16 protein-coding genes and 1 tRNA gene are annotated in these 23,900 nt (G+C 66.5%); 12 read left to right on the plus strand and 5 right to left on the minus strand.

What is annotated here, in order from left to right; translation table 11 throughout:
• Window positions 1–65 precede the first annotated feature (65 nt).
• The 4 genes from ACNI3Q_RS01760 (at window position 66) to ACNI3Q_RS01775 (ending at window position 6,857) form a co-directional block, all read left to right on the plus strand.
• Window positions 66–2,780: a valine--tRNA ligase gene (locus ACNI3Q_RS01760; protein WP_426273626.1), complete on the plus strand. Its 2,715-nt coding sequence runs from the start codon at window positions 66–68 to the stop codon at window positions 2,778–2,780.
• Window positions 2,781–3,016: 236 nt separating this feature from the next.
• The gene (gene hemB, locus ACNI3Q_RS01765; RefSeq protein ID WP_426273628.1) at window positions 3,017–4,006 is read left to right on the plus strand and encodes a porphobilinogen synthase; all 990 of its coding nucleotides are present in this window, start codon (window positions 3,017–3,019) and stop codon (window positions 4,004–4,006) included.
• Window positions 4,003–4,563, plus strand: coding sequence for a GNAT family N-acetyltransferase (locus tag ACNI3Q_RS01770; RefSeq protein ID WP_426273630.1), 561 nt, complete (start codon window positions 4,003–4,005; stop codon window positions 4,561–4,563). The genes hemB and ACNI3Q_RS01770 overlap by 4 nt, the downstream gene beginning before the upstream one ends.
• A 44-nt stretch (window positions 4,564–4,607) precedes the next feature.
• Complete coding sequence (locus ACNI3Q_RS01775; protein ID WP_426274175.1) at window positions 4,608–6,857, plus strand: fused MFS/spermidine synthase; 2,250 nt, start codon at window positions 4,608–4,610, stop codon at window positions 6,855–6,857.
• 10 nt (window positions 6,858–6,867) lie between these two features.
• Here the strand turns inward: ACNI3Q_RS01775 and ACNI3Q_RS01780 are convergent, their stop codons facing one another.
• The gene (locus ACNI3Q_RS01780; protein WP_426273632.1) at window positions 6,868–7,401 is read right to left on the minus strand and encodes a hypothetical protein; all 534 of its coding nucleotides are present in this window, start codon (window positions 7,399–7,401) and stop codon (window positions 6,868–6,870) included.
• An 82-nt stretch (window positions 7,402–7,483) separates the two neighbouring features.
• Here ACNI3Q_RS01780 and ACNI3Q_RS01785 point away from each other — a divergent pair.
• The 7 genes from ACNI3Q_RS01785 (at window position 7,484) to ACNI3Q_RS01815 (ending at window position 14,905) form a co-directional block, all read left to right on the plus strand.
• A tRNA-Arg gene (locus tag ACNI3Q_RS01785) sits at window positions 7,484–7,560 on the plus strand.
• Between the two features lie 147 nt (window positions 7,561–7,707).
• Window positions 7,708–9,282, plus strand: a complete 1,575-nt coding sequence (locus ACNI3Q_RS01790; protein WP_260019640.1) for an aldehyde dehydrogenase (NADP(+)) — start codon at window positions 7,708–7,710, stop codon at window positions 9,280–9,282.
• A gap of 114 nt (window positions 9,283–9,396) precedes the next feature.
• On the plus strand, window positions 9,397–9,960 hold the full coding sequence (locus tag ACNI3Q_RS01795) for a carbohydrate binding domain-containing protein (protein WP_426273634.1): 564 nt from the start codon (window positions 9,397–9,399) through the stop codon (window positions 9,958–9,960).
• A 103-nt stretch (window positions 9,961–10,063) separates the two neighbouring features.
• Window positions 10,064–11,215 (plus strand): fumarylacetoacetate hydrolase family protein, encoded by a 1,152-nt coding sequence (locus ACNI3Q_RS01800; RefSeq protein WP_426273636.1) that lies wholly within the window; start codon window positions 10,064–10,066, stop codon window positions 11,213–11,215.
• Between the two features lie 75 nt (window positions 11,216–11,290).
• Entirely contained in the window at window positions 11,291–12,088 is a 798-nt protein-coding gene (xylB, locus tag ACNI3Q_RS01805) for a D-xylose 1-dehydrogenase (protein WP_426274177.1), read from the plus strand.
• Between the two features lies 1 nt (window position 12,089).
• Window positions 12,090–12,971, plus strand: a complete 882-nt coding sequence (locus ACNI3Q_RS01810) for an SMP-30/gluconolactonase/LRE family protein (protein WP_426273638.1) — start codon at window positions 12,090–12,092, stop codon at window positions 12,969–12,971.
• Between the two features lie 5 nt (window positions 12,972–12,976).
• A complete protein-coding gene (locus tag ACNI3Q_RS01815; protein ID WP_426273640.1) occupies window positions 12,977–14,905 on the plus strand; it encodes a sialate O-acetylesterase in 1,929 nt (642 codons plus the stop codon).
• Window positions 14,906–14,949: 44 nt separating this feature from the next.
• Here ACNI3Q_RS01815 and ACNI3Q_RS01820 read toward each other — a convergent pair whose 3' ends face one another.
• The 3 genes from ACNI3Q_RS01820 to ACNI3Q_RS01830 form a co-directional block, all read right to left on the minus strand.
• Window positions 14,950–16,737 carry an IlvD/Edd family dehydratase gene (locus ACNI3Q_RS01820; RefSeq protein WP_426273642.1) on the minus strand — a complete coding sequence of 596 codons (1,788 nt, stop codon included), beginning with the start codon at window positions 16,735–16,737 and terminating at the stop codon, window positions 14,950–14,952.
• A gap of 149 nt (window positions 16,738–16,886) precedes the next feature.
• Window positions 16,887–18,287 carry a sugar porter family MFS transporter gene (locus ACNI3Q_RS01825; RefSeq protein WP_426273644.1) on the minus strand — a complete coding sequence of 467 codons (1,401 nt, stop codon included), beginning with the start codon at window positions 18,285–18,287 and terminating at the stop codon, window positions 16,887–16,889.
• 121 nt (window positions 18,288–18,408) lie between these two features.
• Window positions 18,409–19,425, minus strand: a complete 1,017-nt coding sequence (locus ACNI3Q_RS01830; protein ID WP_426273646.1) for a LacI family DNA-binding transcriptional regulator — start codon at window positions 19,423–19,425, stop codon at window positions 18,409–18,411.
• A 192-nt stretch (window positions 19,426–19,617) separates the two neighbouring features.
• Between ACNI3Q_RS01830 and ACNI3Q_RS01835 the strand changes: the two genes are divergently transcribed.
• Entirely contained in the window at window positions 19,618–22,044 is a 2,427-nt protein-coding gene (locus ACNI3Q_RS01835; protein ID WP_426273648.1) for a glycoside hydrolase family 3 N-terminal domain-containing protein, read from the plus strand.
• A 139-nt stretch (window positions 22,045–22,183) separates the two neighbouring features.
• Here the strand turns inward: ACNI3Q_RS01835 and ACNI3Q_RS01840 are convergent, their stop codons facing one another.
• Window positions 22,184–23,893 carry a glycoside hydrolase family 43 protein gene (locus ACNI3Q_RS01840; RefSeq protein WP_426273650.1) on the minus strand — a complete coding sequence of 570 codons (1,710 nt, stop codon included), beginning with the start codon at window positions 23,891–23,893 and terminating at the stop codon, window positions 22,184–22,186.
• Window positions 23,894–23,900 lie beyond the last annotated feature (7 nt).

Consider the following 23,900-nt stretch of genomic DNA (forward strand, 5'->3'; position numbering starts at 1 on the left):
TGATGAGTCAAGCCGGGATGCCGCGCTCTCTTGCGCTGACCGTCCGCCCGGTTATTGCGCGGTGCATGACCGAAATGTCCCGCACGTTCGACCCGGCCGAAATCGAGGCCCGCTGGTATGCCCATTGGGAGCGCGAAGGGCTGTTCCGCCCCGACCGGCCCGGCGCGGAGCCATGGACGATCGTCAATCCGCCGCCGAACGTCACGGGCAGCCTGCATATCGGCCATGCGCTGGACAATACGTTGCAGGACATCCTGGCCCGCCATGCGCGGTTGCAGGGCAAGGATGCGCGATGGGTGGTCGGCATGGACCATGCCGGCATCGCCACACAGATGGTGGTCGAGCGGCAGCTGAACGCCGCCGGGCAGAAGCGCACCGATTTCACGCGCGAGCAGTTTGTCGACAAGGTGTGGCAGTGGAAGGCGGAAAGCGGCGGGGCGATCACCCGGCAGCTGCGCCGGCTGGGCTGTTCGATGGACTGGTCGGACGAGCGGTTCACGATGGATGATGGCTTCAGCAAGACGGTGCTGAAGGTGTTCGTCGACCTGTATCGGCAGGGGCTGCTGTATCGCGACAAGCGGCTGGTGAACTGGGACCCTGGCCTTGGCACCGCGATTTCCGACCTGGAGGTCGAGACGCGCGAGGTGAAGGGGAGCTTCTGGCGCATCCGCTATCCGCTGGCCGACGGGTCGGGGCATATCGAGGTGGCGACGACGCGGCCCGAGACCATGCTGGCCGACATGGCGGTGGCGGTGCACCCGGACGATGCGCGCTATACCGCGATGGTGGGCAGGCAGGTGCGCCTGCCGATCACCGGGCGCCTGATCCCCATCGTCGCGGACGAACATGCCGATCCCGAACTGGGGTCGGGCGCGGTGAAGATCACGCCGGGGCATGATTTCAACGATTTTGAAGTGGGGGTTCGCGCCGGGATCAAGCCGGCGGAGATGCTCAACATGCTGGATGCCAGGGCGGCGGTTTGCCAGACGGCGGACGGGATGATCCCGGCCGAGCTGATCGGGCTGGACCGGGCCGATGCGCGGCGGGCGGTGGTCGAACGGCTGAAGGCCGAGGGCTGGCTGATCCCGCACATTGACAAGGACGGGGCCGAGCATGATGCCGAGCCGCGGACGATCCAGACGCCCTATGGCGACCGGTCGGGCGTGGTCATCGAGCCCTGGCTGACCGACCAATGGTATGTCGATGCCAAGACGCTGGCCCAGCGGCCGATCGAGGCGGTGAAATCCGGCGCGATCCAGGTCGTGCCCAGGACGTGGGAAAAGACGTTTTTTCACTGGATGGACAATATCCAGCCCTGGTGCGTCAGCCGCCAGCTGTGGTGGGGGCACCGTATCCCGGCATGGTATGCCGAGGATGGCCGCGTGTTCGTGGCCGAAACCGAGGAGGAGGCGCAGGCCGAGGCAGGGGCCGGCGTTGCGCTGACCCGCGACAATGACGTACTCGACACCTGGTTCTCGTCCGCGCTTTGGCCGTTCGGGACGCTGGGCTGGCCGGAGAATGGCGAACGGACGCTGGGCGGGCGGTATCCCAACGACATCCTGATTTCCGGGTTCGACATCCTGTTCTTCTGGGATGCGCGCATGATGATGCAGGGGATGCATTTCATGGGCGATGTGCCGTTCCGCAAGCTGTACCTGCACGGGCTGGTGCGCGCGGCGGACGGGGCCAAGATGTCCAAGTCAAAGGGCAATGTGGTCGATCCGCTTGGCCTGATTGACAAGTACGGCGCGGATGCCCTGCGCTTCTTCATGGCGGCGATGGAGAGCCAGGGCCGCGACGTGAAGATGGACGAGGCGCGGGTCGAGGGATACCGGAACTTCGCGACGAAGCTGTGGAATGCCGCCCGCTTCTGCCAGTCGAACGGGATCGGCGCGAGCCGCAGCATCGAGGCGCCGGAGGCGAGCCTGGCGGTCAATCGCTGGATCATCGGCGAAACGGTGGCGTGCGTGCAGGCGGTCGATCTGGCGCTGGCAGAGCTGCGTTTCGATGCGGCGGCCAACGCGATCTATCAGTTCGCGTGGAGCCGGTTCTGCGACTGGTATGTCGAGTTGATCAAGCCGGTGTTGCAGGGCAGCGTCCTTCGACAGGCTCAGGACGAGCGAGGGGCGGATGCGGACACCGCCGGGGACGAAACGCGGCGCGTTGCCGGATGGGTGCTGGATCAGATCCTGGTGCTGCTCCACCCGTTCATGCCGTTTGTGACCGAGGAGCTGTGGCACGCGCTGGGCGAACGGGAATATGACCTGATCGTCGCCAAATGGCCGATGCCGGACGCCCGGTCGCTGGACCCCGAGGCGGGGCGCGAGATTGACTGGCTGATCCGGCTGGTCAGCGATGTGCGCGCGGCGCGGGCGGAACTGAACGTGCCGCCGGGCGCGCGTCTGGCGTTCCATGTCCGCGATGCGGGCGAGACGACGCTGGGTCGGTTGGACCGGCAGGCGGCGGCGATTGCGCGGCTGGCGCGGATCGACCGGGCGGACGGTGCGGAACCGGCGGGCGGCGCGTTGCAGGTGGTGGTGGACGAGGCGGTGCTGGTCCTGCCGCTGGAAGGCGTCATCGACCTGGAGGCGGAGAAGGCGCGCCTGACCAAGGCGATCGCTGCCGCCGCGAAGGAGCGGGATGCGCTGGCCGGGCGGCTTTCCAACCCCAGCTTTGTCGAGCGTGCCAAGCCGGAGGCAGTGGAAAAGGCGAGGGCCGATCACGCGGAGAAAGAGGCCGAGGCGGAGCGGCTGTCCGCGGCGCTGGCGCGGCTGGGATAATGCCAGCGCTCCTGCTTTGGCAGGAGCATGGCTGGATACAGCGCCTATCGTCACCCCGGCCCTGTGCCGGGGTGACGGAGGGCGGGCAGATCGTCCGTGCGGACATGATCCCGGTAGGGTGACGCCGGCGGCCATCGGAAGCCTTGCCCCGGATCAAGTCCGGGGCGACGTCGGGCGGCGCCAAGGCGCGGATTCGGGCTTGCCTCCCCGCTGCCATCGCCCCACAACCCGGCTCCATGAGCCATTATCCAGCGCTGCGTATGCGCCGTACCCGATCCGCCCCGTGGAGCCGCAGGATGCACGCCGAGACCGTGCTGTCCCCGGCCGACCTGATCTGGCCGTTGTTCGTCACCGACGGGTCGGGGGTCGAGGAGCCGATCGGATCGCTGCCCGGCGTGTCGCGCTGGTCGGTGGACGGCATCGCCGCGCGGGCAAGGGAAGCGGCGGCGGCGGGAATCCCGTGCATCGCGCTGTTCCCCAACACGCCGCACGACCTGCGCAGCGAGGATGGGCGCGAGGCGCTGAACCCCGACAATCTGATGTGCCGGGCGATCCGGGCGATCAAGGATGCGGTGCCGGATATCGGCGTGCTGACCGATGTGGCGCTGGATCCCTATACCGCGCATGGCCATGACGGGCTGGTCGACGATGCGGGCTATGTCCTGAATGACGCCACGGCCGAAATGCTGGTGGCGCAATCGCTGAATCAGGCAGCGGCGGGGGCGGACGTGATCGCGCCCAGCGACATGATGGATGGGCGCATCGGCCTGATCCGGTCGGCGCTGGAAGAAGCCGGGCACCATAATGTCCAGATCATGAGCTATGCCGCCAAATATGCGTCGGCCTTTTACGGACCGTTCCGCGATGCGGTCGGCTCGCGCGGGCTGCTGAAAGGCGACAAGAAGACGTACCAGATGGATCCCGCCAATGCCGAGGAGGCGCTGCGCGAAGTGGCGCTGGACCTGGACGAGGGCGCGGACAGCGTAATGGTGAAACCGGGCCTGCCGTATCTGGACATTGTCCGGCGGGTGAAGGAACGGTTCGAGGTGCCTGTGTTCGCTTATCAGGTCAGCGGCGAATATGCGATGATCGAGGCGGCCGCAGCGGCGGGGGCGGGGGACCGTGATGCCCTGATCCTGGAAACGCTGATGGCGTTCAAGCGGGCGGGATGTTCCGGCGTCCTGTCCTATCACGCCCTGCACGCCGCGCGGCTGCTGCAGCCGTGATCGTTACCGACCGGTTGCACCTGCGACCCTGGACCGAGGCGGACAAGCCGGTGTTCCATGCGCTGGTGAACACGCCCGCGATGATGGCGCATTTCGGCGGGCCGGTTTCCGCCGAGCGGCACAATGCGATCATCGATGCCCAGATGGCGCAACAGGCGCAGCACGGCCATTGCATGTGGGCGGTCGATTTGCGGGAGACGGGCGAGCTGGCCGGGGTCTGCGGCCTGCGCATCGGCGGGCATCCCGGCACGCCGGTGATGGGCGACCTGGAGATCGGGTGGCGCATCGGCGAGCGATGGTGGGGAGAGGGCATCGCGCGTGAGGCGGCCGAGGCGAGCCTGGCATGGGGATGGGCGAACACCGCGCATCCGCGCATTTCCGCCTGGACCGTGATCGGCAACGCGCGGTCATGGGGCCTGATGCGGCGATTGGGCATGAAGCGTCGCGAGGACCTGGATTTCCGTCACCCGGATTATCCGGCGGACAGCCCGCAGGCGGCTATGATCGTTTATGCCGTCGACCGGCCGCAGACCGAACCGGCGAGCGCGGCAGCATGAGCGATCCAGCCGTTCCCGAAACCCGCCTGGAAGAGGAAGCCATCATGGCGACCGACGCGCTGACCGACGCGTCCGGGGGTTCGTCGTCGCGCCGATGGCTGTTCGTCGCCACCATCCTGCTGGGCAGTTTCCTGTTGTTCCTCGTCCAGCCGATGATCGCGCGCATGGCGCTGCCCCGGTTGGGCGGTGCGCCGGCGGTGTGGAACAGCGCCATGCTGGTCTATCAGGCGCTGCTGCTGGGCGGCTATGGCTATGCGCACTGGCTGGGCCGGTTTGCCGTGCGGCGGCAGGCGGCGATCCATCTGGGCGTGCTGGCCGGGGCATGCCTTTGGCTGCCCATCGGCCTGATCGCGATCAGCCCGCCCGCCGATGGCGAGCCGGCGCTGTGGGTGCCGGGGTTGCTGATCGCGTCCATCGGGCCGCTGTTCCTGGCGGTGTCGGCACAGGCGCCGCTGGTGCAGCGATGGTTTTCCAGCGCCAGTGGCGGGGCGGACCCCTATGCCCTGTATGCCGCGTCCAATATCGGCAGTTTCGGCGGCCTGCTTGCCTATCCCCTGCTGGTTGAACCCAGCCTGCCGATCACCGGCCAGCGGTGGCTGTGGACGATCGGTTATATCGCCCTGATCCTGTTCGTGCTGGCCTGTGCCCGGTTGCTGCCAAAGGGCGCGCCGCCGACGCGGGAGATGCACGCCCCCGGTTCCGCCCCCGGCAGGCGGCGCATCCTGCACTGGCTGGCGCTGGCGCTGGTGCCGTCGGGCCTGATGCTGGCGACGACGACGTTCCTGACCACCGATATCGTCGCCGTGCCGCTGCTGTGGGTCATGCCGCTGGGCCTGTATCTGCTGAGTTTCAGCGTCGCCTTTGCCGACCGGCGGGGGCTGGCGGACGTCATCATCCGCTGTGCGCCGGTGACGCTGATCATGTTCGGCGGGGTCATCATCGCGGGCAATCACGAATATCCGCTGCTTAACGCGATCATGGCGCTGGCGCTGCTGTTCGTGGTCAGTGTGGCGCTGCACGCGCGGATGTACGAGTTGCGCCCGGAGCCGAGCCGGTTGACCGGATTTTATCTTGTCATGGCGCTGGGCGGGGCATTGGGCGGCGTGTTCGCCGGGCTGATCGCGCCGGTGGTGTTCGACTGGACCTATGAATATCCCATCCTGATCCTGACGGCCGGGGTGCTGGTGCCGCAGATCTTCCTGCTGGATCCGATCGAGCGGATCTGGAGCGGCACGCTGCGGCGGCAATGGCTGTTGACCGGAGTGGTGACCGCCGCCGTCTTTGCCATCGTGATGATCGGCCTGAACCGGCCGGAACTGTTGCCGGGCAAGAAGCCGGAGGGGGTCGGGTTCCTGATCCTGGCGGGGCTGTCGCTGTTCGTCATCGGGCGGCGCGTGCCGTTCGTCATCATCCTGGCCGGGGCGCTGTTCCTGTTCGGCGGGTGGAACGCCATCGGCCTGACCATCCGGGGCGATGTGCGCACCCGCAGTTATTTCGGCGTCTATACGATCAACGACCGCAACCCCTATGTCCGCGAACTGACGCATGGCACGACGCTGCACGGCGTTCAGCTGCGCGGCAGCGAGGCCCGGCTGCGCTGGCCGACCACTTATTATGTGCCCGGGTCAGGCGTGGGGCAGGCGATGATCGCTGCCGAGGCGCTGTACGGACCGGATTCGCGGATCGGCGTTGTCGGGCTGGGGACCGGGACGCTGGCCTGTTACGCCCGGCCGCGCCAGCAATGGCAGTTTTTCGAGATCGACCCCACGGTCGTCCAGCTGTCGCGGGACAGCGGCAAGTTCACGTTCCTGAAGCAGTGCGCACCGCAGGCGAAGGTGGTGCTGGGCGATGCGCGGCTGCGGCTGGCCGAGGCGGCGCCGGCGAGCCTTGATCTGATCGCGCTGGATGCGTTTTCATCCGATGCGGTGCCGGTCCATCTGCTGACGCAGGAGGCATTCGCCACCTATCGCCAGGCGCTGGCCAAGGACGGCCTGCTGATGGTGCACATCTCCAACCGCTATCTGGCGATGGCGCCGGTGGTGGCGGCGAACATCCGGGCCAAGGGATGGTATGCCGCGCGAATGCGCTACACACCCGGCCCCGGCCTGGAACAGGCGACCGCATCCGACTGGATCGCGCTGAGCCCCAGCCCGGAGACGATTGCGCTGCTGCAGCTGGCGGGCGATGGGTGGGAGGGGCTGAAACCCTATCCGGGGTTCAAGCCATGGACCGACGATCACGCATCGATCCTGCCGGTGCTGAACGCGCTGCACCCCGAGCTGGCCGGGGAATAGGCACGGCGGATCAGGGCGCGGGGGCCAGCTGTTCCTCCAGCGCCGCAATGCGGGCGCGGCGGGCGGCCAGTGCCTCGCGCGCGGCTTCGAGCGCAGCGGTGAGGGGCGGATAGGCGTCCAGCCCCTCGATCCCCCGGTCGCTGGCCAGCCGGTCGAGATCGCTGACCACGCCGGACAGCGCATCGCGGTTGAGATCAAGCTGACCCAGCGCGAGCTGTGCCGACAGCCAGCGATCGCTGCCCGGCGCACTGCCGCGGGCAGCCGCAACGGCGCGTTCGGCAGTGTTCAACGCCGTATCGAATGCCTGTTCCACGGATGTGCGGCTGGCCGCCGCATCGGCGATGGCGGTATCCAGCGCGGGATCGCCGACCGGAGCGGCCACTGGCTGCACCGGGGTCGGGCGGCCCGCCATCCCCTTTTCGACCGGGCGCGGCAGCAGGCTTGGATAATCCTGACGCGGGATGCCGCAGCCGGCGAGCAGCGCGGCGGCCGAAAGCGCGGTGATGGACAGGGTAAAGGGCGAACGGGCGGGGCGTTGGATCATGCCTCCGTCTATGCCCGCCATATTCTGTTCGCAACGGGCTTGCATGATCCGAAAACCCCTTCTATTAGCGCCCCTCCAATGCGCGCCCGTAGCTCAGCTGGATAGAGCATCAGACTACGAATCTGAGGGTCGGACGTTCGAATCGTTCCGGGCGCGCCATGACAAGCCCCGTCGGCATCCAGTGCCGGCGGGGCTTATCTGTATCCGGCATCCCCGCTTCTCTGCGCTGCCCGGCATTTCCGTTTGAATGTTCCGGCACCACTCCCTAAGTCCCCGACCATACCCCGCATTGGCAGGAGAGAGGGCATGACGATTACCGGAGAACTGTTTATTGGTAGCGCTCGCATTGGCACGAGTCAGCGGTTTCATGCCTATAACCCGGCAACGGGCGAAGCGATTGCGGACGCCGGTTTTTCGATGGCCAGCGTGGAGCAGGTCGAGGAAGCGTGCGCGCTGGCCGCTGCTGCGTTTCCGATTTATTCGAACCTGCCGCTGGAACAGCGCGCGGCGTTTCTGGAAGCGGCCGCTGACGAGATTGATGCGCTGGGCGATACGCTGACCGAGCGGGGCTGTGCCGAAACCGGCCTGCCGACAGCGCGGCTGAACGGCGAGCGGGGCCGCACCGTCGGCCAGCTTCGCCTGTTCGCCAAGGAAGTGCGCGATGGCGCGTGGCAGGGCATCCGCATCGATCATGCGATTCCCGACCGTCAGCCGCTGCCGAAATCCGACCTGCGCCTGCGCCGCGTGCCGGTGGGCCCCGTTGCCGTGTTCGGCGCATCCAATTTCCCCCTGGCCTTTTCCGTTGCGGGTGGGGACACCGCGTCGGCCCTGGCCGCCGGGTGCCCGGTGGTCGTCAAGGCGCATTCGGCCCATCCGGGCACGTCGGAACTGGTCGCAGGCGCGATCATCCGCGCGGCGGAAAAGACCGGGATGCCCAATGGCGTGTTTTCGATGGTGACCGGTGCCGGATCGACCGTCGGTCAGGCGCTGGTCGCCGATCCCCGCATTGCGGCGGTCGGGTTCACCGGATCGCGCGGCGGCGGCACGGCGCTGATGAAGATCGCGGCGGCCCGGCCGGTGCCGATCCCGGTCTATGCCGAAATGTCGAGCATCAATCCCGTCATCCTGATGCCGCACGCGCTGGCCAACCGTGGCGGCGCGCTGGCCGATGCGTTCGTGGCGTCTGTGAGCATGGGTGCGGGCCAGTTCTGCACCAATCCCGGCCTGGTTCTGGCCGTGGACGGGCCGGACCTTGATGCGTTTGTCGAGCGTGCGGGCGGCGGCGTGTCTGGCTTGGGCGCGCAGGTCATGCTGACCGACGGCATTCACAAGGCGTTCGAGGAAGGCAAGGCCAAGCTGGCCGCCAGCCCGACCGTGCGCACGGTGGCCACCGGTCAGGCAGCCGAAGGGCCGACGCGCGGCGTCGCCGCCCTGTTCGAGACGAAGGGTGCCGATTTCATCGCCGACCCCGCCCATGCCCATGAGGTGTTCGGCGTATCGTCGCTGGTGGTGCGGTGTGCCGACCTGTCCGAACTGAACGAGGTGCTGCGCAAGCTGGAGGGTCAGTTGACCGCGACGCTGCAGGTCGACGAGGCGGATTATGACGCCGCCCGCAAGCTGATCTTTGCACTGGAGCAGACGGTGGGCCGGATCATCGTCAATGGCTGGCCGACCGGCGTCGAGGTGACCCATGCCATGGTGCATGGCGGCCCATACCCGTCGACATCGGACGGGCGCACCACGTCGGTGGGCACGCTGGCCATCGACCGGTTCCTGCGGCCCGTCAGCTATCAGGACATGCCGGAGGCGCTGTTGCCGGACGCGCTGAAGGGCGCGGCGGCGGGCGTTCTGGCCCGCGTGGATGGCGCCTGGCACATCTGATCCGACAGGATCGCACAGCCATGCCAAAGGGGCCGGTTCGCTCTTGCGTTCCGGCCCTTTTTGGCGGAAACTGATAGCGATAACAGCCTTGGGGAGAGGGCAATGAGGAGAGGCGTGGCGCTCGCACTGAGCGCGATGATGACGGCGATAGGCGCTGTCGGGGCATTTGCGCAGGCGGCCGGGGAGATCCTGATCACCGATCCTGAAAATGCCGAATGGAACTTTACCGGCAAGGGGATGCGCACCAAGGTCGTCGAGTCGGAAGGCGCGCCGGGCGGCATGGCGATCGAGGCGAATGTCGCGCGCAAGGGCGCCAATCCATGGGATATCCAGACCGCGATCACGCTGCGTCAGGGATTTGCCGTCGGGGACAAGCTGAGCTTTGGCTTTTATGCCCGTGCGGTGACGGGTGATGCGGGTGGTTCGACCATCAACCTGCCCATCCGCATCCAGCGCACCAGCGCACCCTATGACGCCGCCATCGAGGGCATGGTGACGGTTGGCCCGGAATGGAAATTCCATTGCATTTCCGGCCCGGCCAAAATCGCGTTGCAGCCCAATGAGATGAACGTGTCGGTTCAGATGGCGGGCGACAAGCGGGTCGTTCAGCTTGGGCCGTTCATGGGATTCATGATCCCGGCATCGTCATCGGCCCGGTTCAGCCGACAATGCGCCTGACTGTCGCTTCCGGTGCGACCGCTGCCGGGCCGGATGGCTTGACAGATGAGCGGGCCAGCGTAGTGGTAGCGCTATCAATGTTCAACAGATGATGGGATCCGCCGTGGAGAGGACGCTTTCGCCGCAATCATTGCCCGTGGACTATCAGGACGCGCTGCTCGTCGGGCGGGTCGGCCTGTCGCAGGGGCCGGTGCCGGTCGTGGTTCGGGGTGGCACCGTTTACGACGTGTCGCGCGAAGTGCCGACCGTCGCCGATCTGCTGGACGGGGACGTTTCGGCCGTCAGTGGCCGCGCGATCGGCGATGTCACGGACCTGTCCGTTCCGGGCGGAGAGGGCGGCGCGACGCTGCTGTCGCCGATCGACCTGCAATGCGTGAAGGCGGCGGGCGTGACCTTTGCCGTTTCCGCCATCGAGCGCGTGATCGAGGAGCGGGCGCGGGGCGATTCGTCCGCGGCGGCCGCCATCCGTGCCGAACTGGAAAGCAAGGTCGGGGACGGTATCCGTTCGGTGGTGCCGGGCAGCGAGCCGGCGATGCGGCTGAAACAGGCGCTGATCGATGCCGGGATGTGGTCGCAATATCTGGAGGTCGCCATCGGCCCGGATGCCGAGGTGTTCACCAAGGCGCCGGTCCTGTCGACGCTTGGCTGGGGATCGGAGATCGGCGTGCGGTCCGATTCCACCTGGAACAACCCCGAACCCGAAGTGGTCATCGCGGTCAATTCGCGGGGCGAAGCGGTTGGCGCGACGCTGGGCAATGACGTCAATCTGCGCGATTTCGAAGGCCGCAGCGCCCTGTTGCTGGGCAAGGCAAAGGACAACAATGCGTCCTGTTCCGTGGGGCCGTTCATCCGCCTGTTCGATGCGGGCTATACGATGGACGATGTCCGCGCAGCGGAGATCGACCTGTTGATCGAGGGGCCGGAGGGGTATCGCCTGGAAGGGCACAGCTCCATGCGCCAGATCAGCCGGGATCCGCTGGACCTGGTCAAGCAGACGCTGAGCGAGCATCAGTATCCGGACGGGTTCGTGCTGTTCCTGGGCACGCTGTTCGCGCCGGTGCAGGACCGCGACGTGCCGGGCCGCGGCTTTACCCACAAGGTCGGCGACCGGGTGACGATCGCCAATGACCGGCTGGGCCGCCTGATCAACCCGGTGACCACCAGCAAGGCGGCGGCGCCATGGACGATGGGGATTCGCGCATTTTACCGGAACCTGGCCGAACGCGGATTGCTTCGTGAAGCGGTTTCGGCTTGATTAAATAATATTAAATGGCGCACGGGGAGGGGATGCCCCGTGTGGACAAGGATTTTCGTGACGAAAGGAACTGACATGGCCGAGGCTGATCCGGCTCCGTTGACGCAAGCCGCAGCCCGGCGTGCCATTTATCCAAGCCTGGAGGGCAAGCGCGTCCTGATCACCGGCGGCGGTTCCGGCATTGGTGCCGGGCTGGTCGAGGGATTTGTGGCGCAGGGCGCACAGGTGACGTTTTTCGACATTGCCGAGGCGGATTCGCAGGCGGTGGTCGAGCGGCTGGACGGCCCGAACCGGCCGAGCTTTCACCGCGTCGACCTGACCGACATCGCCGCGCTGAAGGCGGCGATTGCCGCAGCCGAGGCCGCCACGGGCGGCGCGTTCGACGTGCTGGTCAACAACGCAGCCAATGACGACCGCCATTCCGTGGAACAGGTGGACGAGGCCTATTGGGACAACCGGCTGGCGGTGAACCTGAAGCACATGTTCTTTGCCGCGCAGGCAGTGGTGCCGGGCATGAAGGCCAATGGCGGCGGCGCGATCGTCAACCTGGGCTCGATCAGCTGGCATCTGGGGCTGAAGGACCTGCCTCTGTACCAGACGTGCAAGGCGGCCATCGAGGGGCTGTCGCGCAGTCTGGCCCGCGATCTGGGCGAGTTCGGCATCCGTTCCACCTGTGTCATCCCCGGCAATGTGCGCACGCCGCGCCAGCTGAAATGGTACACGCCGGAGGGCGAGGCCGAGATCGTGGCGGCGCAGTGCCTGAAGGGGCGGCTGGTGCCGGACGACATCGCCGCGATGGTGCTGTTCCTCGCGTCCGACGATGCCCGTCTGGTAACGGGGCACAGCTATTTCGTGGACGCGGGCTGGCGCTGACATGACGGTTTGCCTGTCCGATCCGCAATCGGTCTGGTCACTGGGCGCGCCGCTGGGCGAAGGGCCGGTGTGGGTCGAGCGGGATGCCGCCCTGTGGTTCGTGGACATCAAGAGCCACCGGATCCATCGGTTCGATCCGGCCAGCGGGGACAAGCAAAGCTGGGATGCGCCGGCACAGGTCGGCTTTTGCCTGCCCACCGACAGCGGGCAGTTTATCGCGGGGTTGCAGACCGGGCTGGCGCTGTTCGATCCTGCCACCGGCGGGTTTACCCCGATTGTCGATCCGGAACCGGACATGCCGGGCAACCGGCTGAACGACGGGGTGGTCGATGGCCATGGCCGCCTGTGGTTCGGGACGATGGACGATGGGGAGGCGGCGGATACCGGGTACTGGTATCGGCTGGACGGCAATGCCTGTATCAAGGCGGCAGGGCCGGTTTCGATCACCAACGGCCCGGCGCTGTGCCCGAAAAGCGAGACCATCTATACCGTCGATACGCTGGGCGGCCCGGTGTATGCGAGCGAGGTGCAGCCGGACGGCACCCTGGCCAACACTCGCCTGTTCACCACCATCCCGAACGCCGAGGGCTATCCCGACGGGCCGTGCGTCGATGCGGAAGGGTGCGTGTGGATCAGCCTTTACAATGGCTGGGGCGTGCGCCGGTATTCCCCGGCGGGCGAACTGCTTGAGGTGGTGGAGTTTCCGGTCAGCGCGATCACCAAGATCGCCTTTGGCGGACCGGACCTGAAGACCGTGTTCGCCACGACGGCGGCAAAGCATCTGGATGCGGCGGGCCGCGCCGCCCAGCCGCTGGCCGGCGACCTGTTTTCATTCCGGGTGGACGTGCCCGGATTGAAGGGAACAACGATAAAAGGGTTCTGAAGAGGATGATCCATCGCCCGTTTGCCGCCGCCCTTCTGCTTGCCGCAGGAGCGGCGCAGGCGGAGCCTGTCATCCTGACCCCCATGAGCAGCAACGCGGTGATCCAGCGGGATCGCCCGGTCATCGTCACCGGCACCGCCGATCCGGGCGAGGCGCTGACCGTCGCCATGGGCAGCGCGGCGGCGAAGGCCACCGCTGACGCCAAGGGCCGGTGGCAGGCGGTGCTGCCCCCGATCAAGGCGGGCGGCGATCCGATGACCCTGACCGTCACGGGTGCCAATGGCGCCGCGACGACGATGACCGGCCTGTTGGTCGGGGATGTCTGGCTGTGTTCCGGCCAGTCGAACATGGAGTATCAGACGCGGAACGCGCTGAACGGTCCCGCGCTGGTCGCATCGTCTGCCGACCCGCAGATCCGGCTGCTCCAGATGGAAAGGCGGGTCGCCTATGCGCCGGATGCACCGCTGGACAAGCGTCCGGCATGGGCGGCGGCATCGCCCGACAGCGTGAGCGGATTTTCGGCGGCCTGTTACCTGATGGTCAAGCAGTTGAAGGCCGAACAGGGCGTGCCGATGGGGGCGATCGACGCCAGCTGGGGCGGTACGGCGATCCGGCCGTGGATCGCGCTGGCGGATGCCCGGCCGCTGCCCGGCAATGCAGAGGACGCCGCGCTGCTGGAACAATATGCCGCTGATCCGGCCAAGGCGCTGATCACCTATGCCCGGCGATGGGGCGAATGGTGGCGCAAGGAGACGGGCGACAAGCCGGGGCAGGAGCCGTGGAACGCGCCCCAGCGGCTGAACTGGCAGCCGGTGCCGAAGATGACGCCATGGGAGCAATGGGGCGGCGCGACCGCCGAATTGAACGGCACCGTGTGGTTTGCGCGCGACGTGCCGCTGGGCAAGGAAGCGGCGGGCAAGGCGGCGACCCTCAGCCTGGCGGGGATCGACGAGCTGGACACGGTGTGGATCAATGGCGTGCCCGTTGGGTCCAGTTTCGGCTGGGGCAGCTGGCGCACCTATCCGGTGCCGGCCGGCGTGCTGAAGCCCGGGCAGAACCGCATCCTGGTCGCCATCGGTGATACCTGGGGGCCGGGCGGATTCATGGGACCGGCGGAGCAGATGAAGCTGACCGTCGAGGTGCAGGCGGCGGTGCCGCTGAGCGATGGCTGGCGCTATTCGGTCAGCACGGTCAAGGGGATGCCGCCCCGTACGCCTTGGGAAAGCCATTGGGGTCTGTCGACGCTGTACAACGGCATGATCGCGCCGCTGGGACCGATCGCGCTGAAGGGCGCCGCCTGGTATCAGGGGGAAAGCGATGTCGGCACGCGCGGCTATGACCAGCGCATGGCGGCGCTGATGGCGGGATGGCGGCGGCAGTCCGGGGTTGCCGACCTGCCGTTCCTGATCGTCGGGCTGACCAATTACGGGACGCCGACCTGGCAGCCCGTGGACAGCGCATGGGCGGCGACCCGCAACGAACAGCGGCTGGCCGCGGTGAACGATCCCCATGCGGCCATCGTTACCGCCATCGATATCGGCGAGCGGACGGACATTCACCCGGCGAACAAGAACGAACTGGCGCTGCGCCTGGCACGGGCGGCGACGGCGCTGGCCTATGGCGGCACCAGGTCCCCGTCCGGTCCGCTGGTCAGCGGGGCGCGGCGTGAGGGCAATGACGTGGTGGTATCGTTTTCTGGCGTCACCGGATCGCTGCGGGCATGGAGCGCGCCGCAGCCGATCGGGTTCGAGCTGTGCGGGGCGGGGGCGGGATGCCGCTATGCCGCCGCGCAGGCCGATGGCGCGACGGTGCGGCTGACCGGCGATGGCAAGCCGGTGGACATGGTGCGCTATGCCTGGGCCGACGCGCCGGTCGTCAACCTGTTCGACGAAGCGCCGCTGCCCGCCGTGCCGTTCGAGGTGGCGGTCCCGTAAACAGGGCCACGCCCTCTCCCCAACACGGGGAGAGGGCGCGTCGCTCAGTGATTGTGGCGCGGCGTCTTTTCGCTGGTCTTGCGGTATTTCAGCGCGAATTCCATCACGCCGCCTTCGCCCAGCTGACCGGTCTTTTCGCGGAACAGCTCTTCCCAAGGGGTCGCGCTTTCGGGCACGGGGGGCAGGCCGTCGGCGGCGAGGCGGCGGTCGATTTCCGCCTGATCGACCAGCGCGTTGCATTCGCCGGTGTTGAGATCGACGCGGATCATGTCGCCGGTTCGCAGCCAGGCAAGGCCGCCGCCTGCCGCGCTTTCCGGTGAGGCGTTCAGGATCGACGGGCTGTCCGACGTGCCCGACTGACGCCCATCGCCAAGCGTCGGCAGGCTGCGGATCCCGCGCTGAAGCAGGGCGGCGGGCGGTTGCATATTCACCACTTCGGCAGAGCCGGGCCAGCCGAGCACGCCGGAACCGCGAATGACGAGGATGCAGTTTTCGTCGATTTCCAGCGCGGGATCGTCGATGCGGTGATGATAATCGTCCGATCCGTCGAATACGATGGCGCGACATTCGAACACGCCTTCATGCCCCGGACGCGACAGATAACGCTGGCGGAATTCGTCCGAGATCACGCTGGTCTTCATGATGGCGAAATCGAACAGATTGCCCTTGAGCACCAGGAATCCCGCCTTGTCGATCAGCGGTTCGGCATAGGGTTTCACGACCTCCCGGTCCGTCGTCGCACGGCCGGTGATGTTTTCCGCCATCGATTTGCCGGTCACGGTCAGGACGCTGCCGTCCACCCGGCCCGCCTCGATCAGTTCGTGCAGCACGGCGGGAACGCCGCCCGCGCGGTGGAACCGTTCGCCCAGATATTTGCCGGCGGGCTGCATGTTGACGAGCAGGGGGACGTCATAGGCATCCTGCCAGTCCTGCGGCGTCACCTCGACCCCGGCATGGCGCGCCATGGCGACGATATGCGGCTGGGCATTGGACGATCCGCCGATGGCGGACACCAGCGTGATCGCGTTGACGAAGGACTGGCGGGTCAGGATGCGCGAGGGGCGCAGATCCTCATAGGCCATTTCCACGATGCGTCGGCCGGTCTCGTACGCGATCTGACCACGTTCGCGATAGGGCGCGGGGATGGCGGCGCAGCCGGGCAGGGACAGGCCAAGCCCTTCGGCCACCGCGTTCATCGTGCTGGCGGTGCCCATGGTGTTGCAGTGCCCGGCGGACGGCGCGGAGCTGGTCGCGGCGCGCAGGAAATCCGCCTCGGTAATCTCGCCCGCCGCCAGTTTCCGGCGGCTGCGCCAGATGACGGTGCCGGAACCGACCAGATCGCCCTCATCCCAGCCATCCAGCATCGGGCCGCCGGACAGGACAATGGCGGGGATATCCACCGTGGTCGCGGCCATCACCTGACTGGGCGTGGTCTTGTCACACCCGGTGGTCAGCACGACCGCATCGATGGGATAGCCGTTCAGGATTTCGACAAGGCCCAGATAGGCCAGATTGCGGTCGATCGCCGCGGTCGGGCGGCGGCAATTTTCGAAGATCGGATGCACCGGAAATTCGATGCACACCCCGCCCGCCGCCTCAATCCCCGAACGGACCCGCTTCGCAAGGTCGAGATGGATGCGGTTGCACGGGGACAGGTCGCTGCCCGATTGCGCGATGCCGATGATCGGTTTCCCGCTCATCAGCTCTTCGGGCGTGATCCCGTAATTCATGAACCGCTCAAGATAGAGCGCGGCCATGTCGCTGCGCCCGGGCGCTGCAAACCATTCGCGGGAGCGGAAGGGGCGGGCGGGGGTGCGGGTCACGGTTGTCATCCTCCAAAAAAATCCTCCCCGGTCACGGGGAGGGGGACCACCACGTCAGCGGTGGAGGAGGGGGATTGCCGCGAGCGTGACGCCCGATGGCTCGCCCCCTCCGTCAGTGCTTCGCACTGCCACCTCCCCGCAAGCGGGGAGGATCTGGTTCAGCCCTCCATGGCCTCCAGTTCCTTGCCCGCCGTCTCCTTGATGAAGGCGCGGACGAGGAAGAAGCTGATCGTCGCGCAGACAGCATAGAAGCTGTAGCTGCCGGCAAGGCTCCACGCCGCCATGATGGGAAAGGTCTGCGCGATCAGGTAATTGGATCCCCATTGCGCGAACCCGGCAACGGCCAGCGCCGATCCCCGGAACTGATTGGGGAACATTTCGCCCAGCATGACCCACATCACCGGGCCCCAGCTGACGTTGAAGAAGATCACGTAAAGGTTGGCGGCAACGACCGCGAGCATCCCCAGCTGAGGCGACAGCACCAGCTGACCGGCGGGGTCCAGCGACCCCTGGCTGAAGGCATAGACCATGGTGAACAGGGTGACGGCCATGCCGGCCGAACCGATCAGCAACAGCGGCTTGCGCCCGATCTTGTCGACCAGCAGGACGGTGACGAAACAGGCAGCGATGGAGACGACGCCCGACCCGATGTTGATCAGCAGGGCGTCATTTTCGGTGAAGCCGGCAAGCTGCCACAGCGTCGCGCCATAATAGAAAATGACGTTGATGCCGACCAGCTGCTGAAACACGGCGAGCAGGATGCCGGCCCAGACGATGGGGCGGAACACGGTGCCGCTGGCCAGCACGTCGGACAGGCGCGGTTTGTGATCGGAGAAGCTGGCCTTGATCTCCGCAGTCTTGGTGGTGGCGGTTTCCGGCCCGAACAGGCGGGTCAGCACCGACAGCGCCTCTGCATCGCGGCCCTTGGCGATCAGATAGCGGGGGCTTTCGGGGATGAAGAACAGCGCGATCAGGAAGACGGCCGCCGGGATCGCCTGCATCAGATACATCCAGCGCCATGCCTCCAGCCCGAGCCAGAACGGGTTGGTCGACGCACCGGCCGAGGCGGCGAGGGCGTAATTGACCACGAACGCGGCGGTCAGGCCGGTGATGATCATGATCTGCTGGATCGTGGTCATCCGGCCGCGGATGTTGGCCGGGGCGACCTCGGAGATATAGGCCGGCGACAGGACGCTGGCCGCGCCGACGGCGATGCCGCCCATCATGCGGGCCATCACGAACAGCGGCTGGGATTCCGCGAAACCCTGAATCAACGCACCGACAAGGAACAGGAGCGCGGCCAGCATCATCACGTTGCGACGGCCCATCATGTCGGCCAGCCAGCCCGCGGCGGTCGCGCCGACGACGCAACCGATCAGCAGCGAACCGACGGTGAAGCCAAGCCCTTCTTCCGACAGGGCAAAGGCGCTTTTCAGGCCGTCCTGCGTGCCGTTCACCGCGCCGCTGTCATATCCGAACAGCAATCCGCCGATCGTCGCCACCGCGACGATGGCAATGACGAGCGCCAGATTGGTGCGCTCCGCCGTTGTATGAACCATCTGTTTTCGTCCCCTCCGACCTAACCTGAACGCGCCGGCGCTGATGCCCGACTGTTAGCGGTAACTGAAAAAGCCCATCCGCAGCGTGATTGCAAGCGACTTTCGACGAGCGCGGGCATGGTCATTGCCGGGGCGGGGGGCCCGATGACTCGCGCTCGATCAGCTGGAACGGCATGATCTGATCCATGCCATTCGCAACGTCGCTATCCTGACGCCCGGAAATCCGCTTGAGCAGCATGCCGACGCCGATTTCCGCCATGTCGGCCGTCGGCTGACGAATGGTGGTCAGTTCCGGCCAGATCGACGTGGCGATTGCGGTGTCGTCAAAGCCGACGATGCTGACATCCTCTGGCACATGCAGGCCCAGCCGGTGTGCGACACCGACGGCGGCGGCGGCCATGTCGTCATTGGATGCGAACACGGCCGTCGGGCGCGACTTGCTGTCCAGGATACGCTCGGCGGCCTGCATCCCCGAACGGAAGGTGAAATAACCCTGTTCCACCCGCCCCTGCGCCGGATCCAGCCCGGCGGCGGCGAGCGAATCGCAAAAACCGCGATACCGTTCTGCCGATGCGACCTGATTGGGATGGCCCATGATGAAGGCGATGTCGCGATGACCCAGACGGATGAGATGATCGGTCATTGCGCGCGCGGCGGCATAATCGTCGATGCGGACATTCAGGCTGCCCGGCACGAACCGGCCCAGCGCGATCGAGGTATAGGGGATGCCCGCGGCATCCAGTTCGGCCCGGACAACCGTGTTTTCTGACAGGGGCGCAGGCAGCAGCACGCCCTGCACCTCGGTCGCGGCGAATTGCCGCGTCGCCTCGGCCAGTTCCTCGTCGCTTTCCCCTTCGCAGGATTCCAGAACGAGGTGACAACCCGCGCGGCGGGCGGCGTTGAGGGCGCCAATCAGGAACTGGCTGAGATAGCCGACCGAGGGGTTGGCGTAGAACAGACCGATCTGCGTCGCCTCACCGGCCGCCAGATTGCGGGCGGCAGTGTTGGGTCGATAGTTGAGCTGCTCGATCGCCTGAAGCACGGCGGTACGCGTCGCTTCGCGCACATTGGTGCCGCCATTGACGACGCGCGACACGGTCATCGCGGAAACGCCCGCTGCCATGGCGACGTCCTGCACCGTTGGGCTTCCCTGCCGCCTGCGACTAGTTCTCATTTCCCCCGCCCCTTTCGCGGTCTGCTTAATGTTAGGTTGTAACAAACGCAATCGGGGCGGATAGTTGACGGCTAGCGCGTCCAATGTCAGGACATTATGGTAGCGATATCACCGGCCGTGCGGACGACCGCACCGGGGATCAGGAGAGGGGATTTCATGAGCAGCAGCATCTGTGCGCGTGCCATTCTGGCAGCATCGGTCGGCCTGTCGATCCTGGCGGGCACCACAGGCGTCGCCATTGCCGAGCCGGGGCGCGAGGCAGCGCCGACAGCGCAGCAGGCCGGCGACCGGCCGATTTACAAGGACGCAGCACAGCCGGTAGATGCGCGGGTCGAGGACCTGCTGAAGCGGATGACGCTGGAGGAAAAGTTCGCTCAGATGATCGCGATCTGGGGCACCAAGAACAAGGTGCAGGACGCCAGGGGCGTGTTCGATCCCGCCGCCGCCAGCCGCAATTTCCCGCATGGCCTGGGGATGCTGTCCCGCCCGTCGGACAAGCGCGGGGTGGCGCGCGATACGGGTGCCGCCGGTGCGACCGCCGATGTGGTGAACCGCGAGGCGGAGGATACCGCCAATTACGTCAATGCCGCGCAGAAATGGGCGATCGAGCGGACGCGGCTCGGCATTCCGATGTTCACGCATGAAGAGGCGCTGCACGGATATGTTGCGCGCGGCGCGACCAGCTTTCCGCAGGCGATCGGCCTGGCCAGCACGTTCGACCCCGGGCTGGTCGAGCGGGTCTTTTCCGTGGCGGCGCGCGAGATGCGGGCGCGGGGCGCCAATCTGGCGCTGGCCCCGGTGGTCGATGTCGCGCGCGATCCGCGCTGGGGCCGGATCGAGGAGACCTATGGCGAGGATCCGCATCTGGTCGCCGAAATCGGGCTGGCCGCGATCAAGGGGTTTCAGGGTACCACGCTGCCGCTGGCCAAGGACAAGGTGTATGTGACGTTGAAGCACATGACCGGCCATGGCGAGCCGCAGGGCGGCACCAATGTCGCCCCGGCGCAGATTTCCGAGCGGATCCTGCGCGAAAACTTCTTTCCACCGTTCGAGCGGGCGGTGAAATCCCTGCCCGTGGCGGCGATCATGCCCAGCTATAACGAGATCGATGGCGTGCCCAGCCATGTGAACCCGTGGCTGCTGGACACGGTGCTGCGCAAGGAATGGGGGTTCAAGGGCATGGTGGTCAGCGACTATTTCGCGGTCGCCGAGACGGTGACCCGGCACAGGATGTTCCCCGACAAGCGCGAGGCGGCGGCCCGTGCGATCGAAGCCGGCGTCGATGTCGAGGCGCCCGATGACGATGCGTTCAAGCACCTGTCCGAACTGGTCAAGTCCGGCCGGATCAGCGAGGCGCAGATCGACACTGCGGTTCGCCGCATCCTGACGCTGAAGTTTCAGGCGGGGCTGTTCGAACATCCGTATGTCGATGCAAAGGCGGCGCGGGCCAAGGAGAACACGCCCGATGCCATCGCCCTGGCGCGGGAGGCGGCGCAGAAGGCGATGGTGCTGCTGAAAAACGACAAGGGTGTCCTGCCCCTGAACCCGGACCGGATCGGGCGGATGGCCGTGATCGGCACCCATGCGCGCGACACGCCGATTGGCGGTTATTCCGAAGTGCCGCGTCATGTGGTCAGCGTGCTGGAAGGGATGCAGGCCGCGGGCGAGGGCAAGTTCAAGGTGGACTATGCCGAGGGTGTCCGGCTGACCAAATCGCGGTCCTGGTCCGCCGATCCCGTCGATCTGGTCGAACCGGAAGTGAACGCAAAGCTGGCCGACGAGGCAGTCGAAACGGCGAAAAACGCAGACGTGATCGTGCTGGTGCTGGGCGACAACGAACAGCTGAGCCGGGAGGCGTGGGCGGACAATCACCTGGGCGACCGGTCATCGCTGGACCTGGTGGGGCCGCAGGAGGACCTGGCCAAGCGGCTGATCGCGCTGGGCAAGCCGGTGGTTGTGCTGTTGCTGAACGGTCGTCCGCTGTCGGTGAATTATCTGGCGGAGAATGCGCCCGCCCTGATCGAGGGCTGGTATCTGGGCGAGCAGACCGGCCATGCGGTTGCCGATGTGGTGTTCGGCAAGGTGAACCCGGGCGGCAAGCTGCCGGTCAGCTTTGCCCGGCATGTCGGCCAGCTGCCGATTTACTACAACGTCAAGCCAAGTGCGCGCCGCGGCTATCTGTTCGATACGACCAAGCCGCTGTTCCCGTTCGGCTATGGCCTGAGCTACACCAGTTTCGACATCGGTACGCCGCGCGTCACCACGCCGACGATCAAGGTGGGTCAGCCCGCGACGGTCGAGGTGGACGTGACCAACACCGGTGACCGGCCGGGCGACGAGGTCGTGCAGCTGTATGTCCGCGACGATGCGGCGAGCGTCACCCGGCCGATCAAGGAGCTGAAGGCGTTTCAGCGCGTCACGTTGAAGCCGGGGGAAAAGCAGACGGTGCGGTTCACCCTGTCGCCCGATGCGCTGTCGCTGTGGGACATGAAGATGCAGCGGGTGGTGGAACCCGGCACCTTTACCATCATGGCAGGTCCGGATTCGGCGCAGCTGAAGGAAGCGAAGCTGACCGTGGAGTGACGATCCAAACCCTCTCCCTGGACGGGAGAGGGTGACGGCCCGGCCGTTGCTGGGGCGTCCCACCCTCTCCAAGCTGCGCTTGCCGCTGCGGCGGCAAGCTTCGCCATCCTCTCCCGTAAAGGGAGAGGATCCCGGTTACTTAGTTCCCGCTTTGCGCGAATGGGCCGATGACCGTGCCGACAAAGCCGCCGGCCTTTTGCGTGGACAGGATGGTGGCGTCGGTGTTGTCGACGAGCGTCCGCCAATCGCCGCCGCTGGGGGCATAGGCAAGGCTGGCCGTCCCGCCCGTGACGCTGAGGCGCAGGCGGATCGGGCCGACCTCGATCGGGCGTTCGACGAGGATGCGCCCGTCGTGCGGGTCGCCCGACGACGAACGGACCACCGCGCGGATGACCCGATCGCCATCCTTTCGCGCCAGCAGGATCGCCAGCCACGCATCATCGCTTTGCAGCGCGACAAGACCGGCGCGGTCGCCATCGCGGCGCGGCTCGAACAGCATCTGCGTTTCGACCGTGGCGTCCAAATGCTGTTGCCGCCGGGCGATGAAGCTGGGGTTGCCATTGTCGCCAAGCCCGACGGCGCGCGGCGTCAGCTTGAGCATTCCGTCCTCAACCCGGTACCAGTTGTCGCGCGGGTTGCGCAGCATCACCCATTCCATGCCCAGTGGCCGGTCAAAGGCATAGCGGACGCTGAACGGCCCGTTGGTCGGCAGCGGGCCGGGCTTTCCGGGCGGAAGGTTGGGCCGTTTCGCGGTCCACGGAATGACCTGACCCGGCCGGGTGATGACCGGCCAGCCATTTTCCCAGGTGACGGGCATCAGGAACGTCTCTCGCCCGATATTGTACAGGTCACCCGAATAGGGGCGCACCGCCAGGAACGGCGCCCACCATTCGCCATTCTGGGTTTCGATGAGGTCGGCGTGACCGGCCGAGGTAATGGGGTTCGGCCGCCCATCCGGCAGGTCGCGCTGCGTCAGAAAGGGGTTGTTCGGATTGGGCGTGAAGGGGCCGTCGGGCCTGCGCGAGCGCAGAACGACCTGACTGTGATTGACTGCCGTGCCGCCCTCTGCCGCCGTCAGATAATACCAGCCATCCTTTTTGAAGAGGTGCGGCCCTTCGATCCACACCGGGTTCTTTGACGGGTCCACGCCGCCATCGACCAGGACGGTGCGCGGGCCAAAGGTCTTTAGCGACTTTGCATCGAATTGCTGGATCCAGATGGCGCGGTGCCCGTCATAGCGGGGCGTGCCGACCGGCGCCCCGTTGTTCAGCACCCAAGCCCGGCCATCCGCATCGAAGAAGATCGACGGATCGATGCCGCCTTCCAGATCCGGCAGAAAGACGGGATCGCTCCATGGCCCGCGCGGATCCTTTGCCGTGATGACGAAATTGCCGTCGCAATCGACACAGGTGTTGATGATGTAAAAGGTGCCGTCGTGATGTTCGATCGCGGGGGCGAACACGCCGCGCGACAGGCCGAGCGCCTTGAAATCCAGCTGGTCGGGACGGTCGATGGCATTGGCGATCTGAGTCCAGTTGACGAGATCGCGGCTGTGCCAGACCGGTATGCCGGGGAAATGGGCAAAGCTGGAATTGACGAGGTAATAATCCTCTCCGACCCGGGTGATCGACGGGTCGGGATAATAGCCCTGAAGGATCGGATTGCGGAACTCGCCGGGCCCGGGCTTTGCCTGAGCATCGACGGGATCGCTGCCGCGATAGGTCAGCCAGTCGAACTGGGCGAGGTTGGCGGGCGGTGGGGCGGTAGCGAGCCCGGCATCGGTCGCGGCGGCGCAGCCGGACAGGGCGAGCGCCGCTCCGGACAGCAGTGCCAGCATCGTTCGGTTCATGGTGTTT

The organism is Sphingomonas eleionomae, assembly GCF_049889035.1.
Classification (GTDB): Bacteria; Pseudomonadota; Alphaproteobacteria; order Sphingomonadales; family Sphingomonadaceae; genus Sphingomonas.

Excerpts from the sequence above, each read along its gene's own strand:
- ACNI3Q_RS01760 (WP_426273626.1), top strand. The coding sequence starts at position 66 with ATGACCGAAATGTCCCGCACGTTCGACCCGGCCGAAATCGAGGCCCGC.
- hemB (WP_426273628.1), top strand. The coding sequence starts at position 3,017 with ATGAGCCATTATCCAGCGCTGCGTATGCGCCGTACCCGATCCGCCCCG.
- ACNI3Q_RS01775 (WP_426274175.1), top strand. The coding sequence starts at position 4,608 with ATGGCGACCGACGCGCTGACCGACGCGTCCGGGGGTTCGTCGTCGCGC.
- ACNI3Q_RS01780 (WP_426273632.1), bottom strand. The coding sequence starts at position 7,401 with ATGATCCAACGCCCCGCCCGTTCGCCCTTTACCCTGTCCATCACCGCG.
- ACNI3Q_RS01790 (WP_260019640.1), top strand. The coding sequence starts at position 7,708 with ATGACGATTACCGGAGAACTGTTTATTGGTAGCGCTCGCATTGGCACG.
- xylB (WP_426274177.1), top strand. The coding sequence starts at position 11,291 with ATGGCCGAGGCTGATCCGGCTCCGTTGACGCAAGCCGCAGCCCGGCGT.
- ACNI3Q_RS01810 (WP_426273638.1), top strand. The coding sequence starts at position 12,090 with ATGACGGTTTGCCTGTCCGATCCGCAATCGGTCTGGTCACTGGGCGCG.
- ACNI3Q_RS01815 (WP_426273640.1), top strand. The coding sequence starts at position 12,977 with ATGATCCATCGCCCGTTTGCCGCCGCCCTTCTGCTTGCCGCAGGAGCG.
- ACNI3Q_RS01820 (WP_426273642.1), bottom strand. The coding sequence starts at position 16,737 with ATGACAACCGTGACCCGCACCCCCGCCCGCCCCTTCCGCTCCCGCGAA.
- ACNI3Q_RS01825 (WP_426273644.1), bottom strand. The coding sequence starts at position 18,287 with ATGGTTCATACAACGGCGGAGCGCACCAATCTGGCGCTCGTCATTGCC.
- ACNI3Q_RS01835 (WP_426273648.1), top strand. The coding sequence starts at position 19,618 with ATGAGCAGCAGCATCTGTGCGCGTGCCATTCTGGCAGCATCGGTCGGC.
- ACNI3Q_RS01840 (WP_426273650.1), bottom strand. The coding sequence starts at position 23,893 with ATGAACCGAACGATGCTGGCACTGCTGTCCGGAGCGGCGCTCGCCCTG.